This window comes from Corynebacterium sp. HMSC08C04, from assembly GCF_001807495.1.
Classification (GTDB): Bacteria; Actinomycetota; Actinomycetes; order Mycobacteriales; family Mycobacteriaceae; genus Corynebacterium; species Corynebacterium simulans.
Genome location: NZ_KV789229.1, coordinates 290389 through 308220, shown reverse-complemented (window position 1 = coordinate 308220; position 17832 = coordinate 290389). Strand labels below are relative to the sequence as shown.

Annotated in this window: 13 protein-coding genes and 1 tRNA gene; 7 read left to right on the top strand and 7 right to left on the bottom strand. The window is 60.2% G+C overall.

Annotation, left to right across the window (positions count from 1 at the left end; all coding sequences use genetic code 11):
• Positions 1–23: 23 nt before the first annotated feature.
• Positions 24–2861: an excinuclease ABC subunit UvrA gene (uvrA, locus tag HMPREF3169_RS11425; protein WP_070456675.1), complete on the bottom strand. Its 2838-nt coding sequence runs from the start codon at positions 2859–2861 to the stop codon at positions 24–26.
• 112 nt (positions 2862–2973) lie between these two features.
• Here uvrA and HMPREF3169_RS11420 point away from each other — a divergent pair, with 112 nt between their 5' ends.
• The 4 genes from HMPREF3169_RS11420 (at position 2974) to HMPREF3169_RS11405 (ending at position 8014) form a co-directional block, all read left to right on the top strand.
• On the top strand, positions 2974–3576 hold the full coding sequence (locus HMPREF3169_RS11420; protein ID WP_070456672.1) for an MBL fold metallo-hydrolase: 603 nt from the start codon (positions 2974–2976) through the stop codon (positions 3574–3576).
• 127 nt (positions 3577–3703) lie between these two features.
• On the top strand, positions 3704–4621 hold the full coding sequence (locus HMPREF3169_RS11415; RefSeq protein WP_070456670.1) for a DoxX family protein: 918 nt from the start codon (positions 3704–3706) through the stop codon (positions 4619–4621).
• A gap of 86 nt (positions 4622–4707) precedes the next feature.
• Positions 4708–6939 carry a HelD family protein gene (locus HMPREF3169_RS11410; RefSeq protein WP_070456667.1) on the top strand — a complete coding sequence of 744 codons (2232 nt, stop codon included), beginning with the start codon at positions 4708–4710 and terminating at the stop codon, positions 6937–6939.
• A gap of 10 nt (positions 6940–6949) precedes the next feature.
• Positions 6950–8014 carry an App1 family protein gene (locus HMPREF3169_RS11405; RefSeq protein WP_070456664.1) on the top strand — a complete coding sequence of 355 codons (1065 nt, stop codon included), beginning with the start codon at positions 6950–6952 and terminating at the stop codon, positions 8012–8014.
• Positions 8015–8079: 65 nt separating this feature from the next.
• Here the strand turns inward: HMPREF3169_RS11405 and HMPREF3169_RS11400 are convergent, their stop codons facing one another.
• The 5 genes from HMPREF3169_RS11400 to rpsA form a co-directional block, all read right to left on the bottom strand.
• Positions 8080–8520 carry a universal stress protein gene (locus tag HMPREF3169_RS11400; RefSeq protein ID WP_061922687.1) on the bottom strand — a complete coding sequence of 147 codons (441 nt, stop codon included), beginning with the start codon at positions 8518–8520 and terminating at the stop codon, positions 8080–8082.
• 191 nt (positions 8521–8711) lie between these two features.
• A complete protein-coding gene (uvrB, locus tag HMPREF3169_RS11395) occupies positions 8712–10805 on the bottom strand; it encodes an excinuclease ABC subunit UvrB (RefSeq protein WP_062038921.1) in 2094 nt (697 codons plus the stop codon).
• Positions 10806–10823: 18 nt separating this feature from the next.
• Positions 10824–11186 (bottom strand): DUF4259 domain-containing protein, encoded by a 363-nt coding sequence (locus HMPREF3169_RS11390; protein ID WP_083306128.1) that lies wholly within the window; start codon positions 11184–11186, stop codon positions 10824–10826.
• Between the two features lie 69 nt (positions 11187–11255).
• A complete protein-coding gene (gene coaE, locus HMPREF3169_RS11385; RefSeq protein WP_062038917.1) occupies positions 11256–11855 on the bottom strand; it encodes a dephospho-CoA kinase in 600 nt (199 codons plus the stop codon).
• 80 nt (positions 11856–11935) lie between these two features.
• The gene (gene rpsA, locus HMPREF3169_RS11380) at positions 11936–13396 is read right to left on the bottom strand and encodes a 30S ribosomal protein S1 (RefSeq protein WP_062038914.1); all 1461 of its coding nucleotides are present in this window, start codon (positions 13394–13396) and stop codon (positions 11936–11938) included.
• Positions 13397–13636: 240 nt separating this feature from the next.
• On the opposite strand from rpsA, the gene HMPREF3169_RS11375 reads away from it, so the two are divergent.
• Both HMPREF3169_RS11375 and HMPREF3169_RS11370 read left to right on the top strand, forming a co-directional pair.
• Positions 13637–14374, top strand: a complete 738-nt coding sequence (locus tag HMPREF3169_RS11375; protein WP_070456662.1) for a class I SAM-dependent methyltransferase — start codon at positions 13637–13639, stop codon at positions 14372–14374.
• Between the two features lie 30 nt (positions 14375–14404).
• On the top strand, positions 14405–14860 hold the full coding sequence (locus HMPREF3169_RS11370) for an RDD family protein (protein ID WP_062038908.1): 456 nt from the start codon (positions 14405–14407) through the stop codon (positions 14858–14860).
• Between the two features lie 67 nt (positions 14861–14927).
• Here HMPREF3169_RS11370 and polA read toward each other — a convergent pair whose 3' ends face one another.
• Positions 14928–17594 (bottom strand): DNA polymerase I, encoded by a 2667-nt coding sequence (gene polA, locus HMPREF3169_RS11365; protein ID WP_070456659.1) that lies wholly within the window; start codon positions 17592–17594, stop codon positions 14928–14930.
• Positions 17595–17670: 76 nt separating this feature from the next.
• Between polA and HMPREF3169_RS11360 the strand changes: the two genes are divergently transcribed.
• Positions 17671–17747 (top strand) — tRNA-Leu (locus HMPREF3169_RS11360).
• The last annotated feature ends 85 nt before the right edge of the window (positions 17748–17832 follow it).

Below are 17832 nucleotides of genomic sequence, written 5' to 3'. Positions count from 1 at the left end.
TACGCGCTCACTGCCAGAGGTGACTACAGGAGCTCCTTCAGGAACTGACCTGTATAGGAGCCTTCCACCTTTGCGACATCTTCTGGAGTGCCCTCGGCTACGACGCGACCGCCGCCATTTCCGCCTTCGGGGCCCATGTCCACGATCCAGTCAGCGGCCTTAATCACGTCAAGGTTGTGCTCGATGATAAGAACCGAGTTGCCCTTGTCCACCAGCCCTTGGATAACCAGCATGAGCTTGCGAATGTCCTCGAAGTGCAGGCCCGTGGTTGGCTCGTCCAGAATGTAGACGGTGCGCCCCTTGGTGCGTTTTTGCAGCTCTGCAGCAAGCTTCACGCGCTGCGCCTCGCCGCCAGACAGCGTGGTGGCCGCTTGGCCTAGGCGAACATAGCCCAGTCCGACGTCGACAAGCGTGGCGAGGTAACGGTGAATCGAGGTGATCGGCTCGAAGAACTCGGCGGCCTCGGAGATAGGCATGTTGAGGACCTCAGCGATGTTCTTGCCCTTGTAGAGGACCTCCAGGGTTTCCCGGTTATAGCGCGCACCCTCACAGACCTCACACGGGACATAAACGTCCGGCAGGAAGTTCATCTCGATCTTCAACGTGCCGTCACCCTGGCAGGCCTCGCAGCGGCCACCCTTTACGTTAAAGGAGAAACGGCCTGGCTTGTATCCGCGCACCTTTGCCTCTTGGGTCTCCGCAAAGAGGTTGCGAATCTTGTCGAATACACCGGTGTAGGTAGCCGGGTTGGAACGCGGGGTACGGCCGATCGGGCTCTGGTCCACCTGCACCAGCTTGTCGAGGTGCTCGACCCCCTCGACGCGCTTGGCGCGGCCTGGCACCTGGCGCGCACGGTTGAGCTTGTTGGACAGCGTCTTTGCCAGAATCTGGTTGACCACAGTGGACTTGCCAGAACCCGATACACCGGTGATGCAGCAAAGCACGCCCAGCGGGATCTCAACGTCGATGCCCTTCAGGTTGTTTTCCCGAGCACCGACTACTTTGAGCTTGCGTTCAGGGTCAATCTCGCGACGCTTATCCGGCACCGCCAGCACGCGCTTGCCAGACAGATACTGACCCGTAAGCGATTCTTCCTTATCCATGATGCCGGCGGGCTCGCCTTGATAGACAACCTCGCCGCCGTACTCGCCGGCGCGCGGGCCAACATCAACAAGCCAGTCGGCCTCGCGGATGGTGTCTTCATCGTGCTCAACCACAATCAACGTATTGCCGATGTCGCGGAGGCGCTTCAAAGTAGCGATGAGGCGCTGATTGTCGCGCTGGTGCAGACCAATGGAAGGCTCATCCAGCACATACAGCACGCCAGCCAGACCCGAACCAATCTGGGTTGCCAGGCGGATGCGCTGCGCCTCACCACCAGAAAGCGTGGAAGCGCCACGATCCAAGGTGAGGTAATTCAGACCCACGTCGAGTAGGAATCGCAGGCGGGCCTGAATCTCCTTCAATACGGCGCCAGCGATGATTTCCTCGCGGTGCCCCAGTACGAGCGAGTCGAGGAATTCCGCGGCCTCTTCGATAGACAGCGCGGACAGCCCCGCGATGGACTTCTCGCCGTGCGCGGTGGAGGCAAGCCGCACAGCCAAGATCTCCGGGCGTAGGCGCGTGCCATTACAGGTATTGCAAGCCACCCGGCGGGTGTACTGCAGCAGGCGGTCCTTCTGCGACTCGGAATCGGCCTGCTCGAGCTTGCGCTCCAAGAAGCCGATCGCCCCCTCAAAGGGAGCGGTCCAGTTGCGCTGCCTGCCGTAGCGGTTTTTATAGCGCACGTTTACTTCCACGTCGGTGCCATAAATCAGGGCATCGCGCTGCTGCTTTGTCAGCTGTGAGACCGGAGTCCGCGGATCAAAGCCCAACGTCTTACCAAGCCCCTCGACGAGCTTGACGAAGTAGCGCGAATTCGGGCTGGAATGCCACGGCTGGATGGCGTCGACTGCCGGGGCGTCAGGATCCGGAATCAGCAAATCTACGTCGACCTCGAGGCGGGTACCTAAACCGTCACATTCTGGACAAGAGCCGAAAGGCGCGTTAAAGGAAAACGCACGCGGCTCGTATTCCTCGATGGTTAGGGTGTGGCCATTGGGGCAGGCGGCCTTCTCCGAGTAGGTATGAGTGAGCTCGGGGCGATCGATGAAGTCGAGGGTAACGAGACCATCTGCCAGGCGGAGCGCAGTTTCGACAGAATCGGTCAGACGCTGCTTCTGCGAGGCCTTGACCTGCAAACGGTCCACCACCACGTCAATATCGTGCTTGATCTGCTTCTTCAGCGTCGGCGGCTCAGTTAATTGATAAACCTCGCCATCAACCCGCACTCGGGAAAAACCCTGAGATGCAAGATCGGCAAAGAGATCCACAAACTCGCCCTTGCGGTGGCGCACCACGGGAGCCAGGACCTGGAACTTTAGCTTTTCCTCGAGTTCGAGCACTGTGTCCACGATTTGCTGCGGGGTCTGGCGCTCGATCACGGCGTCGCACTTCGGGCAATGCGGCGTGCCCGCGCGGGAGAATAAAAGGCGCAGATAGTCGTAGATCTCCGTGATGGTGCCCACCGTAGAACGCGGGTTGTGGTTGGTGGACTTTTGGTCAATCGAGACCGCGGGAGAAAGGCCGTCAATGAATTCAACGTCAGGCTTGTCCATTCGGCCTAGGAACATGCGGGCGTAGGAGCTCAGCGATTCAACATAGCGCCGCTGGCCTTCCGCGAAGATAGTGTCAAAAGCCAACGATGACTTGCCGGAACCGGAAAGGCCGGTAAAGACCACCATCTTGTCGCGCGGCAGGTCGATATCGACGCCCTTGAGATTGTGCTCGCGAGCACCGCGTACGACCAAACGATCAGCCACTTATTTCCTCCTTTGTCAGCCTAGCTTCGCGCCCATCCTAGGTTCTGTTGGGGATAAGCGGCCAGACCAGTGAAAAATGTCTATCTCGAAATCTACCCGTAGGGTTGGACACATGAATAACGCACTAAAGCTCAAAAGTATTTCCGTGTCCGAGATGGACAACAACTGCTACCTCATCTGTGCCGGCGAAGAAGCACTGCTTGTCGACGCCGCCGATGACGCGCCCGCCCTCCTCAACCTGGCCAAGGAAAACGGCGTACGCATTAGCGCCGTGCTTACTACCCACCGCCACTGGGACCATGTCCGCGCCACCAAGGAAGTAATCGAAGCCACCGGAGCTACCCACTACGCCTCCTTCCTCGACTCCCCTGCGATTCCCGCGCCTGTCGACGTCGAGTTGAAGCAGGGAGACACACTGACTTTCGCAGGCCACGAATTCCCGGCGATTATTTTGCGCGGCCATACCCCAGGCGGCGTCGCCATCGCCGCTGATATCGAAGGGACCACGAATCTCTTCGTGGGCGACAGCCTCTTCCCCGGCGGTGTGGGCCGCACCGATTCGGAGGGTGACTTTGTACGCCTCTATAGAGACGTCAAAGAGCGCATTTTCGATGTCTACCCAGATACCGCCATCGTGCGACCCGGCCACGGCAAGTCCACCACTTTGGGTGAGGAGCGTCCAAAACTTGGTGAATGGTGGCAGCGCTGCTGGTAGATGCGACCTTTGCACACCAAGTGGTGGGTGGATAAGCACGATTTCCGCCCACAGCGGTCGGCGTTTTCCGTACACTGGCGAGAAGTTCATTACTTTACTAAATCAATCTCGACGAATGGAGTAACAAGTGATTCGTAAGTTTGCTCGCCCTATGCTGGCTTCTGTTTTTGTCTGGGACGGCGTCGATACCCTGCGTAACGCCTCCGACCACGTAGCCGAGACCGAGTCCGTTCTGCAGCGTCTGCGCAAGGTTGTCCCGGCACAGTACGCCGGTTACATCCCGAACGACCCAGAGCTGGCTGCCCGCGCAGTCGGCGGCCTGAAGGTCGGCGCCGGCTCCACCCTGGCGCTGGGCAAGGCACCGCGCACCTCCGCAGCAGTGTTGGCGCTTTCCACCCTGCCTAATCTCCTCGGCCGCAACGCCTTCTGGGAGGTAGAGGATTCTGAGGAGAAGAACAATCGCCGCAACGGTTTCATTACCAACACCGCTCTGCTTGGCGCACTGTTCATCGCTACCCAGGACACCGAGGGTAAGCCTTCCCTGGCATGGCGCGCATCCAAGTCCGCCGAGCGCACCAACAAGAAGATCCAGAAGGCTCTGCCGACCAAGTCCGAGCAGCAGAAGTTCGCTGATAACCTCTCCGACCGCGCCGACGAGTTCTCCACCAAGGCCAGCGATTGGTTCGAGGGCGCTAAGGAATACGTCGATGACAACAAGGATGACTGGCAGGCAACCGGCAAGGACCTGGTGGATTCCGCTCGCTCCTTCATCGAGGACAGCGCCGAGCAGGCAAAGAGCTTCATCGATGACAACAAGGATGACTGGCTGTCCACCGCCCAGGAAAACGCTGAGCTGGCTCGCAAGAACGCTGTGAAGGCAGCTTCCAAGGCACAGGAGCGCGCTGACTTCGCTCGCGCACAGGTTGATACCAATGCCAACAAGCGTGCTGCAAAGAAGGCTTCCAAGCGCGCTGAGAAGCTGCAGAAGCAAGCTTCCAAGAAGCTCGACAAGGCAATCAACAAGTTCGGTGACCGCCTGAACTAAGCCTTTAACCTCCAACGGCCCAGCAAGGTATGCTGGGCCGTTGTCGTTTTATCAATCTCTTCGCGTATTGAGGTGTATTAGCCGTCGTGGCCTCCCCAGAAAATAGCCCAAATCACCCGCAGAACGAGCAGGTAGCACAGGAGATTGCCGCTGAGCAGGCCTACGTTGACAGCCTCTTTTCAAGGCTCGACCACGAGGTCGCCCAAGCCAACGAACGCCTCAACGAGGTGCAGGCCGCAGTGGACCCGCACACGCCTGATGCGGATGCCTTGGTCCGCCGTGAAACGGAGTACCACGGCCTGCAGGCCAAGCTGGACCGCCTAAATCTCGCGCAGCTAGGCCTCGTCTTCGGCCGCATCGATATCGATGCCCCAGGCGATAATCCCACCGCAGAAGGCCTAGACCGCCGCTACATCGGCAGGATGGGCCTGGATGCCCGCGAAGAGAATTACCGCACTCTCCTGCTGGACTGGCGCGCGCCTATGGCACGTCCTTTCTACCTGGCCACCACTGCGCAGCCAGAGGGCGTTACGGTCCGCCGCCACATCCGTACCAAGGGCCGAACCGTAACTGATATCAACGATGAAGTCCTCTCCGGTGCTGGCGCGGCGGAAGAAACCGCGGGCGTCGCCAGTGAGTCCGCGCTCTATCACGCGTTGCAGCGTGCTCGCACCGGCCACATGGAATCCATCGTGGAGACCATTCAGCGCGAGCAAGACGAGATCATCCGCGATAACACCCGGGGCGTACTCGTGGTCGAAGGTGGTCCCGGCACGGGCAAGACCGCAGTCGCTTTGCACCGCGTGGCTTATCTCCTCTACACCCATCGCGAGCAGCTGGCGGCCACGGGCGTGCTCATCGTAGGGCCTAATTCCACCTTCCTTGACTACATCTCGCGCGTCCTTCCAGAACTGGGTGAAACCGGCGTGGTTCTTTCCACCATCGGTGAGCTCTTCCCCGGCGTTCGCCCCACCCACCAAGAGTCTTTGGCCGCGCGCGAAATCAAAGGCTCGGAGGCGATGGTGGAAATTCTCGCAGCCGCGGTGAAGAACAACCAGACGCTTCCCGAAGGCCCGCGCCGCATTCGCGCGGAGCACTTGGAGCTGACCGTCGACCCCGCGATGATTAAGGCGGCCCGCACCCGCGCGCGTCGTTCGCGCAAGCCGCACAATGACGCGCAGGCGGCCTTCGCCGAACATCTCACGGAGTCACTCGCCCAGCAGATGGCTGAAAAGATTGGTGCCGACCCGCTAGGTGGCAAGAACCTGCTTTCGCGCGCGGACATCGACCAGCTCCACGATGACCTGGCGGAGGAACCACAAGTGCGCGAGCTCATCGACGAGTTCTGGCCTACCCTGGACCCGCGCGCAGTACTGGCGGATTTGCTATCTTCGCGTGCGCTTATCGACGCCGCGGCACCGGACTACGACACCGAGACCCGCGACGGCCTGTACCGCGTGCAGGGCGACGCGTGGGCGCCTTCCGACGCCGCGCTCCTCGACGAGCTCGCGGTACTCATCGGCATGCCGAATCCAGAGGAGGAAAAGGCTGCCGCGGATCAGGCCTGGCGCGAGCAAGTTGCCGACGCCGAAGACGCGCTCGACATCTTGTCCTCCTCCGATTCCACAGACAACGACGATGACATGTTCGACGCCGAGATCCTGTCTGCACACGACGTCATCGACGCTGAGACCCTTGCCCGCCGCCAGGAGGTGCGCGATAACCGCACCACCGCGCAACGTGCCCAGGAAGACTACACGTGGGCCTACGGCCACATCATCGTCGACGAGGCCCAGGAATTAAGTCCGATGGAATGGCGCATGCTCTTTCGCCGCAGCCCTTCGCGCTGGATGACGCTCGTGGGCGATACCGCGCAAACCGGAGCGCCCGCTGGCGTAGACGATTGGGCCGAAGCGCTTGAGCCCTTCGTGGCCCAGCGCTTCCGCCACCACAAGCTGACCGTGAACTACCGCACGCCGCAGCCGATTACCGAGCTGGCCAATTCCCTCCTCGAGCTCATTAACCCCGAGGCAGCTCCCGCCGTGGCGGTCCGCGACGGCGCGGAAGTCGTCTTCACCGCGCAGCCAGCAACGCACGCACCGGGGACTGTCACCGATGCCGACGGGCGATTGAACGCCGTCATCACGCGCGAGAACGTCGAGGAGATCAAGGGGCTCGAATTCGACCACGTGGTGGTCGTTGACCCTGATGCCATCGTGGCCGCCTCGCCACAGGGCCTGCAAAATCTCTACGTTGCGCTCACGCGTGCGACACAGACGCTGACCTTGGCCGGCCGCTTCCAAGAGACTTTCCACTAGTCTGGTGGGCATGGCTTTATCTGACATCGCACGCAAAATTGAACGCGCCACAAATAAGGCGGCGCTAGAGCGCACCACCCGCAAAGGCTGGACGCCGGAACTTACGGGTTATGCCGGATACGGCAACACGGAATTCGTCCACGTCTTGGGCCGCGTGCTCATGCACGATCCAGCGGCCGAGGCCACCGAGACGTGGGCGCAGCGCGGTTACCGTCAGTTTTTCACGATTCAGGTAAACAACCTCGACGTCCGTGTCACGGTCAATGGCAAGACCGTCCACGGCCGGACCAATTACAACGGCTATATCGATATCTTGGTCCACGAGCATGGCCTAGGTGCCGGCTGGCACGAGGTAGTCATCGAGGCAGACGGCGCCGAGCCCATTACCTCCGAGGTGCTCATCGTGTCTGAGGACTCCCCACTGGGCGTCGTCAGCGATATCGATGACACCGTCATGGTGACCTGGCTGCCGCGTGCGATGACTGCGGCATGGAACTCGTGGGTCAAGCGCACCAACACCCGCCAGCCGGTTGAAGGCATGGCGCGCTTCTATCAGCAGTTGCAAGAACAGCACCCGGAGATGCCTTTCATCTACCTGTCCACCGGCGCGTGGAATACCTACGACACCTTGGTCAGCTTCATGGAGCACAACGGCTTCCCGCGTGGTCCACTCCTACTGACTGACTGGGGCCCTACCCCCACCGGGCTTTTCCGCAGCGGTCAAGAGCACAAGCGCGTGCAGCTGCGTAACCTCTTTATCGCTTTCCCATGGATGAAGTGGCTGCTCATCGGTGACGATGGCCAGCACGATCCGCTCACCTATGGTGATGCCGCGAACGAGCACCCAGACCGCGTGGCCGCGGTGGCCATCCGCAACCTTTCGCCACAGGAGCAGTTGCTCTCCCACGGTTCACTGGGCCCGCTTGCCGACGCCAACGAGGAAGGCTCGTTTAGCATCCCCCTCATCCAGGGCGGGGACGGCTCGGAGCTCGCCGCACAGATGCACAAGATTTCGGCGGAGCTTGAGGCTGGGGCCTTTGCAAAGGACGCACCGGAGACCGACGACGTCAAGTAGCGCAAGCGAAAAGCCCAGTCAGATTCCCCGCGAGGGAATCTGACTGGGCTTTTTAAAGCAAGATATTAGCTCACGGTGTGAACAATCATGACGTCGCAGTCAGACTGGCGAGCGACGTCAGCCGGTACGGACCCCAGCAGGCGGCCGGTCAGGGAGTTGATGCCGCGGTTACCAACGACGAGCAGCTCAGCCTGATTGTCATTAACGATGGACATCAGAGCCTGGACCGGGGTGCCCGGGCGGACGGCGGTCTCTACCTTGGTGGCACCGAACTTCTCAGCGTGCTCCTTGCCGGTGGTGAGGTTAGCCTCTGCCTTCTGGTCACCCAGAATGGTCACGGAATCTTGGCGCAGGGTCTTGGAAGCCTGCTCCTGGTTCTCGTAATAAGCGCAACCGATGATAAGAGTTGCATCGAATGCGGCGGCGATCTTAGCGGCGCGCTCCACTGCCAGGAGGGAGGACTTGGAACCGTCAGTGCCGACCACGATCTTCTTGTAATCGCTCATGATGACCTTTCTTCAGGGGCCTTATACCCCAAATGATGATGCAGAATGTGCAAATTGCTAATCCTTATAAAGGCGCAAACGTAAGTTTAACAACTTTGTGACCTGTCCGTTGCGCAACGTGGCATTTTATACCCCGAATGGAAAGTGCTGTTTTTCTCACTTTTGGCGCCGTTTGTCGTCACCGCAGCACGCTAGATTCCCGCCTCTTTCAGGCCACGCATTTCCTTCTTCAAATCGGCAATTTCGTCACGCAAACGACCCGCCAATTCGAACTTCAACTCGCGGGCCGCAGCCCCCATTTGGGCGGTGAGGTCGTCGATAAGCTTTTGCACTTCGTCGGCAGCCATGCTCGAGACGTCGGGTTTGTCCACCATCGCCGCTGGGTCGGCGGAGTCCTGCTCTTCCCCATCGGATTCGTAGACCTGGTCCAAGATGTCCGCAATCTTCTTGCGCAGCGGCTGCGGGTCGATGCCGTGTTCCTTGTTATAGGCAATCTGCTTTTCACGGCGGCGCTCGGTCTCATCAATGGCCTCTTGCATGGACTCGGTGATTTTGTCCGCGTACATGATGACCTCGCCCGAGACATTTCGAGCCGCACGGCCGATAGTCTGGATAAGCGAGGTAGTCGAGCGCAGGAAACCCTCCTTGTCCGCGTCCAGGATGGCCACCAGAGAGACCTCCGGAAGGTCAAGGCCCTCGCGCAGAAGGTTGATGCCCACGAGGACGTCGTATTCACCAAGGCGCAACTGACGCAGCAACTCCACGCGCTGTAGGGTGTCGATATCCGAATGCAGGTAACGGACCTTGACGCCGTGTTCTAAGAGATAGTCGGTGAGGTCCTCGGCCATGCGCTTGGTCAAGGTGGTAACGAGCACGCGTTCCTGCTTTGCGGTACGGGTGCGGATCTCGTCGATGAGATCGTCGATCTGCCCCTTTGTGGGCTTGACCGTCACCTTTGGGTCGATCAGGCCGGTTGGGCGAATGACCTGCTCGACATACTCGCCCTGGGAGGCAGTCAGCTCGTAGTTGCCCGGAGTAGCAGACATATAGACGGTCTGGCCCACGCGCTCTTCGAACTCGTCAAAGGTCAGCGGGCGGTTATCCGTGGCCGAAGGAAGGCGGAAGCCAAACTCCACGAGGTTGCGCTTGCGCGACATATCGCCTTCAAACATGCCGCCGATCTGCGGAACCGTCACGTGGGACTCGTCGATGATGGTCAGGAAGTCCTGCGGGAAGTAATCCAGTAGCGTGGCCGGCGCAGAACCTGCCGGGCGGCCGTCGATATGGCGGGAGTAGTTCTCGATGCCTGAGCAAAAGCCCACCTGCTCGATCATCTCGAGGTCATACTCGGTGCGCATGCGCAGGCGCTGGGCTTCGAGCAGCTTGCCGCGATTTTCTAGATCCTCCAGGCGCTCAGCCAGCTCCGCCTTGATGTCTTCCACAGCCTTGGCCATGCGCTCCGGACCCGCCACGTAGTGCGTCGCCGGGAAGATGCGCACCTCGTCGACGCGTTCTAAGACGTCACCGGTCAGCGGGTGGATGTAGTAAAGCTCATCGACATCGTCGCCGAAGAACTCAATGCGCACCGCACGCTCCTCATATGCCGGAATAATATCCACGGTATCGCCTTTGACACGGAAGGTACCGCGGGTAAAGCCGACGTCGTTGCGCTCGTATTGGATATCTACCAAAAGGCGCAGGAAGCGGTCGCGGTCGATCTCCTCGCCTTCCTCAATGACCACCGAGCGGTCCAGGTAGGACTGCGGGGTACCCAAGCCGTAAATGCACGAAACGGAGGAAACTACGACGACGTCGCGGCGGGACAGCAGCGACGAAGTGGCAGAGTGACGTAGGCGCTCGACGTCCTCGTTGATGGAGGAATCCTTCTCGATGTAGGTATCGGTCTGCGCGATATAGGCCTCGGGCTGGTAGTAGTCATAGTAAGAGACGAAGTACTCCACGGCGTTATGCGGCAGGAGCTGGCGCAGCTCGTTAGCAAGCTGTGCCGCCAGGGTCTTGTTCGGTGCCATAACCAGCGTGGGGCGCTGCTGTTGCTCAATCAGCCAGGCCGCCGTTGCCGACTTACCGGTACCGGTAGCGCCCATGAGCACGACATCGCTTTCGCCACGGCGCAGGCGCGCGTCTAGCTCCGCGATGGCGGAGGGCTGGTCTCCGGAGGGTTCAAACTCTGATTCCACCTTGAATTCGGCGGAGCGACGCTCCACCTCGCTCACTGGGCGATGCTCAGAGACCGGCAAAATTGGATGTTCCGCTGCAAATGCCATGCCCGCAAGTCTAGCGTTTTAGGGCAATGCAGCGCGCACAGCCATAATCCACGTCTCTAGCTCGCCGGTGGGTTCCCACAGTGCGTACACGGAAGAGGTATCCGGGTCGAGGGTGGCGTTAATCTGCTTGCGCAACCACGCCCGCGACTGCGGCTTGTAGAGCGCGTTGATGCTTTCTGCGCTAATACCCTGGGGCAAATGTTCAGGTGAAGTCTTGGCCAACATGCCAAGGGCAATGACCACCTCGGCCTCGTCGACGTCGAGCGGCGGGGCGGCGCACATGCGCTTGAAACGTTCGAAATCGAAGGAGCCATCACGAATGGCGGCGAGCAGGTCGCACGCCGCGTGATTATCGAAAGGTCCTACATCCCACGTTCCCATAGATTGGGACAATAGGAAAGGAAAGTGAACGTAGCTAAAGCGCAGCGTTAACATTCATCGCTACAAAACTTAAATTTTCGCGTCGAGGGCCGCCACCAGTCGCTCTACTTGCGGCACCAAATCCTCGCGCGCACCGTTGTTGTCGATGACGAAATCCGCTGCGGCCAGGCGCTCCTCATCCGGGATCTGTGCCGCTATCCGACGCCGCGCGTCATCCTCGTCCAAACCTCGGAACTCGACGAGGCGGCGCACGCGCTCCTTAACAGCGACGTCGACCACGACCGTATAGTCCATGTCGCGGTGCAGGCCTTTATCCACCAACAAAGGCATGTCATAGACGGTAAAAGCTTCACCGCGTTTGCGGGCCTGCGCGAAACGGGATTCGGTCTCAGCCGCAATGCGCGGGTGGGTGATTTCGTTGAGGCGCGCGGTAGAGGCGGCGTCGCCAAACGCGCGCTTAGCCAACAAGCCTCGATTCAAGCTGCCATCCGCCTGGAGGATGTCGGAACCGAAAGATTCTGCCAGCTCCGCTAGGGCGGGCTGGCCCGGCTCGACGATATCCCGCGCAATCTGATCTGCGTCCACCACGTTCCAGCCGCGTTCCGCCAGAAGCTCGGCCACGGTGGACTTGCCGCTTCCTATGCCACCGGTTAAACCAATCAGTTTCATAATTGGCCAGGGTACGCGAAAAGGCCGCACCCCGCGTTTGGAAGCAAACGGAGGATGCGGCCTTTATGAGCTAGCTGGGATTAGTTGCCAGCGAGCTTGTCGCGCAGAGCAGCAAGCTGCTCGTCGGAAGCCAGGGAGCCGCCAACCTCAGCCGAAGCCTCGGATGCCGGAGCTGCATCGTTGGACTCGGAGGAGTAGTTGGAGGACTCGTTAGCCTCTGCAGCCTCAGCGGCTGCGGCACGGTTGCGCTCGATCTGAGCGGTGTGCAGGTTGAAGCGACGCTCGGACTCTGCGTAGCGTGCCTCCCAAGCCTGACGCTGCTCGTCGTAGCCCTCGAGCCACTCGTTGGTCTCTGGGTCGAAGCCCTCTGGGAAGACGTAGTTGCCCTGCTCGTCGTAGGAGTCAGCCATGCCGTACTTGGACGGATCGAACTCTTCGGTGTAGTCCTCGTCTGCCTGCTTAACGGACAGGGAGATACGACGACGCTCGAGATCGATGTCGATGACCTTGACCATGACTTCCTGGCCAACGGTGACAACCTGGTCCGGAACCTCGACGTGGCGCTGAGCCAGCTCGGAGATGTGAACCAGGCCCTCGATGCCCTCTTCGACGCGAACGAATGCGCCGAACGGAACGAGCTTGGTGACCTTGCCCGGGACGATCTGGCCCACAGCGTGGGTGCGGGCGAATACGCGCCACGGATCTTCCTGGGTAGCCTTCAGGGACAGGGAGACGCGCTCGCGGTCGAGATCAACGTCGAGAACCTCAACGGTGACCTCGTCACCGACGGTGACGACCTCAGATGGGTGATCGATGTGCTTCCAGGACAGCTCGGAAACGTGAACCAGGCCGTCGACACCGCCGAGATCGACGAATGCGCCGAAGTTGACGATGGAGGAAACGACGCCCTTGCGGACCTGGCCCTTCTGCAGCTGGTGCAGGAACTCGGAGCGAACCTCAGACTGGGTCTGCTCGAGGAATGCACGGCGGGACAGGACGACGTTGTTACGCTGCTTGTCCAGCTCGATGATCTTTGCTTCCAGCTCCTGGCCGATGTACGGCTCCAGGTCGCGGACGCGACGCATCTCGACGAGGGAAGCAGGCAGGAAGCCACGCAGACCGATGTCCAGGATGAGGCCACCCTTGACAACCTCGATAACGGTACCGGTAACTGGCTCTTCCTTGGCGTGCAGCTCCTCGACTGCACCCCAAGCACGCTCGTACTGTGCGCGCTTCTTGGACAGGATCAGACGGCCTTCCTTGTCCTCCTTGGTGAGAACGAGTGCGTCGATCTGATCGCCGACCTCGACGACCTCATCTGGGTCGACGTCGTGCTTGATGGACAGCTCGCGGGATGGGATGACGCCTTCGGTCTTGTATCCGATGTCGAGCAGGACCTCGTCGTGGTCAACCTTGACCACGGTACCCTCGACGATGTCACCATCGTTGAAGTACTTGATGGTGGCGTCAACGGCAGCGAGGAAGTCCTCAGCGGTTCCGATGTCGTTGATCGCAACCTGAGGGGTGTTAGAAGTTGGCATATGTAGAAATGCTCCGAATTGATGTAGGAGATCGTAAATGGACAGTTACGCGTCTCTCAAAAAGCGTCTCTAAACAGGCAAAATAGCGATAGTTTAGGATGGATTCCGATCCCGACGTGACGATGTATAAAGCCCTCCTACGGAAGCCTTAGACAACCCACGGCATAGACACGCCCGTGCAATACTACATCCGCGCAGCTAAAACGGCAAATACTTCAATTTTTCAAAAGGACTTCATCCATGCAGACTCCCTCCCGCGCGAACCAATCCTTTTGGGACAACGATGCCGCGGCCTATCATGCCGCGCATCCGAAATATCTTTCCTCCTTTTATTGGTGCCCGGAGATGCTGCACGAGGCTGACGCACACCTGCTTGGCGACGCCGCCTTCCTCGCCGCCGCGCGCGTGCTCGAGATTGGCTGTGGTTCAGCGCCTTGTACCGCGTGGTTGCAGGATAAGGCGGGCTTTGCCACCGGCTTCGATATCTCACGCGGCATGCTCTCCCACGCGCCGAGCGGCCTGCCGCTAGTACAGGCAGATGCCCTGGTGCTGCCTTATGCCGACGAGTCCTTCGACATCGCCTTTTCCGCTTTCGGCGCTTTCCCTTTTATTGCTGACTTAGCCGCGGCGCTCGCGGAGGTCCGCCGCGTGTTGCGCCCGGGCGGGCGCTTGGTCATCTCCGCTACTCACCCGATGCGCTGGATTTTCCCCGATGACCCGTTAAACCTCACCGCTGAGCTCTCCTACTTCGACCGTGCCTACTTAGAGCACGACGCTGATGGCAACTTAAGCTACGCGGAGTTCCACCGCACACTGGGCGACTGGGTGCGCGCGCTACAAACCCGCGGCGGTTTTCTCATCGAGGACGTCCTCGAGCCGGAGTGGCCACAAGACCTCGACATCACCTGGGGCCAGTGGTCGCGCGAGCGCGGCGAAATCTTCCCCGGCAGCATTATTTTTATCTGCACCGCCGTTTAGTAGCAATCGACTATGAGTAATCTATAGCGCATGGATTTTTTGGCTAAAGAGCACCTAGGCATCACCCTCCGCCGCGTCGTGGCGTGGTGGATTGATGCCTTCCTCGCCGCCGCCATCATCATGGTGGTGCGGTGGACCATCAACACGCTTTTCGACGCCCCCATCACCGGCCACGCCGCCGCCATCTACGACATCGCGGCCCTTGCCGGAGTGTTCTACCTCTACCGCGTTATCTGTGAGGCACGCAAGCGCACCTCGCTGGGCAAATGGTCGCTGCAGTTGCACGTCATCACTGACAAGCCCGGCTGGTGGTCGGCCGCGCTGCGCAATAGCTGGATTCTTCTCACGCTCATCTCTTTGACCGGCGTGCCACACGTGGAGGCAGTAGTTCTCGGCGTGTTGGGAATATCGGTTTTGGCAGCGGGCCAAACGCCTTTCGACATGCTGGCTAATTGCCTAGTCGAGCGCCGCCCACTGCCTTTCTAGCTTCGCCTTCGCGTAGGCCGGGATACCGTGGTCCTCGATGCCCTGGGCTGCCAGGCGTGCGCCAGCTTTAGTGCGCTGCGGCATCCCAATCCTTACCGGCACCGGCGGAGACCTCGAGCGGGACGTTGAGCTCGATGGCCGAATCCATCTCGCGTTCTAGAATCTCGCGGACCTTGTCGGCCTCGCCTGGGGCGACTTCCACCACAAGTTCGTCGTGGACCTGCAGCAGCACACGGGAGCGCATTCCCTCAAGCGCCCTATCCACGCGAATCATGGCGACCTTGATGATGTCCGCAGCCGTGCCCTGAATCGGAGCGTTCAGCGCTGCACGTTCGGCGTTCTCACGCGCGAGGCGATTATCAGAGTTCAGCTCCGGCAGGTAGCGACGGCGCCCGAAGACGGTCGCGGTGTAGCCATCCTTGCGGGCTTGCTCAACGACGTTGTCGAGGTAGCGTTTCACGCCACCGAAACGCTCGAAATAGCTTTCCATGATCTCCTTGGCCTCGCGGGCCGGGATGCCCAGCTGCTGGGACAAGCCGAACGCGGAAAGGCCATAGACTAGACCATAAGACATCGCCTTGACACGGCGGCGTAGCTCCGAGGTCACCTCATCGACCGGCACGTCGAAGACCTTCGAGCCGACGTAGTTGTGCAGATCCTCACCCTCGCGATAGGCCTCGATAAGCCCCGGATCCTCGGACAGGTGAGCCATCACGCGCATCTCAATCTGGGAATAATCGGCCGTCATCAAGGTCTCGAACTCCGTGCCCACGATGAACGCAGAGCGAATCTGGCGCCCTGCCTCCGTGCGCACTGGGATGTTCTGCAGGTTCGGCTCGGTGGAGGAAAGTCGGCCCGTGGAAGCCACTGTCTGGTTGAAGGTGGTGTGGATGCGACCGTCGGGCTGCACGGTCTTGATGAGGCCTTCCAGGGTGGTCTTCATCTTCTGATACTCGCGGTGAGCAAGCAGGTGATCGAGGAACGGGTGCGGGTGGTTGACCGCCAGCTGCTCAATCTCCTTGGCCGCGGTGGAATAGCCCGTCTTAGTCTTCTTCGTCTTCGGCATCTCGAAGGTCTCGAAGAGCACGGTCTGCAGCTGCTTTGGCGAGTTCAAGTTCAGCGTCTCATCGCCAGCCAGCTCGCGGGCAGCGCGCTCCTGCTCGGCAACCTGCTCGATGAAGGCATCGCGCTGGGTTTCTAGAATCTCCACGTCCACGGCGATACCGGTGGCCTCCATGCGCGCGAGAATGCCCACGAGCGGCAGCTCCAAGTCGGTATAAAGCTCGAAGGAATCGATATCCTGCAGCTGCTTAGTAAGCGCCGCGGCCAGCTCCATGATGGCACCCGCCTGGTCCACTAGGGAAGAATCATCCAGCAGCGAGAGCTGGTCGCTGGCCTGGGCGAGAGTCTTCTTCAGGTGACGTTGATAGACATCCGGCAGGTCATAGGTGCGCTGGCCCGGGCGCAGCAAGTAGGCAGCGATCGCGGTATCGTGCGCGATGCCACGCAGCTCGATGCCGCGGCCTGCCAGCATATGGAAAGCGGCCTTGGCCTCGTGAAAATACTTCGGCGCAGAAGAAGCAAACCAGGCGGCAAGTGCGGCGTCATCCTCCGCGCTCAATTCGCCAAGTTCGACCTGCATGCCTTCAAAGTCGGCGTCGACAAGCGCGAGTGCGCTCGCGTCACCCTGGCCGGGGCGGGAGTCACCAGTGACAAAGACCGCGACGTGCTCTTTGCCCTCCAACCACTGGGCCAAAGGCTTGTCGACGACCTTAATCTCCTGCGTCGGTGCCTCCTCCACGGCTGGCGCCCCACCGCCATCGTTCGGGATAGCCTCCAGCACGCGCTCGCGGAGATTGGTGCCGAATTCGAGCTCGTCGAACTTCTCGGCCACCTCGCTAACGGTTGCACCCTGGAAAGCCAGATCGTCTGGGCCGACCTCTAAATCCATGTCCGTGATCATCTGCGTGAGCTTGCGGTTCATGCGCACCTGTTCGATGCGATCGCGGAAGTTCTGGCCGGCCACACCCTTGATTTCCGCGGCGTGTTCGATAAGCTCCTCGAGGGTGCCGTACTGGAGGATCCATTTGGTGGCCGTCTTCTCGCCCACCTTGGGAACGCTCGGCAGGTTATCGGAAGGATCGCCGCGCAGGGCCGCGAAATCCGGATACTGCTGCGGAGTCAGACCGTACTTCTCCTCCACCGCGGCCGGGGTAAAGCGATGCAGAGTGGAAACGCCACGCATGGGGTACAACACGGTGGTGTCCTCGTTGACCAGCTGCAGGTAGTCGCGGTCGCCGGTAACGATGAGGGTTTCATAATTATCGGCCTGAGTAGCCAGCGTGGCCACGATGTCATCGGCCTCGAAGTTCTCGCGGGATAGCGTGGTGATACCCAGGGTGTCGAGTACCTCGCGGATGAGTTCTACCTGGCCGCGGAACTCCTCGGGCGCGGCCTCGCGCTGGGCCTTGTACTCCGGGAACATCTCGGTACGGAAGGTCTTGCGCCCGACGTCGAAAGCCACGCCCACGAACTCCGGCTTCTCCTCGGCGATGATGTTGGAGAGCATGGACAAAAATCCATACACCGCATTCGTGTTCTGACCGCCGGAGGTGGCGAAGTTTTCTGCCGGCAGCGCATAAAAAGCGCGGAAGGCCATTGAGTGGCCGTCGATAAGCAAAAGGCGCGGTTTGGTGGTCTTATTGTGTGTTGTCGAAGAAGTCACTCGCCCCATCATAGAGCCTTTACCCCCACCTAATTAGTAATTGCTCGCCCGGCTGCGCTAAACTGCTTTCCAGTCAACAAGACGCGCCCCTGTAGCCCAATTGGCAGAGGCAATGGATTCAAAACCCATTCAGTGTGAGTTCGAGTCTCACCAGGGGCACCACCTTCATCCCCTCGCTCGGCAACTTTGCCCGGCGAGGGGATTTCTTACGTTCGGGGCCGCAGAATTGTGACACAGCCAGTGAATA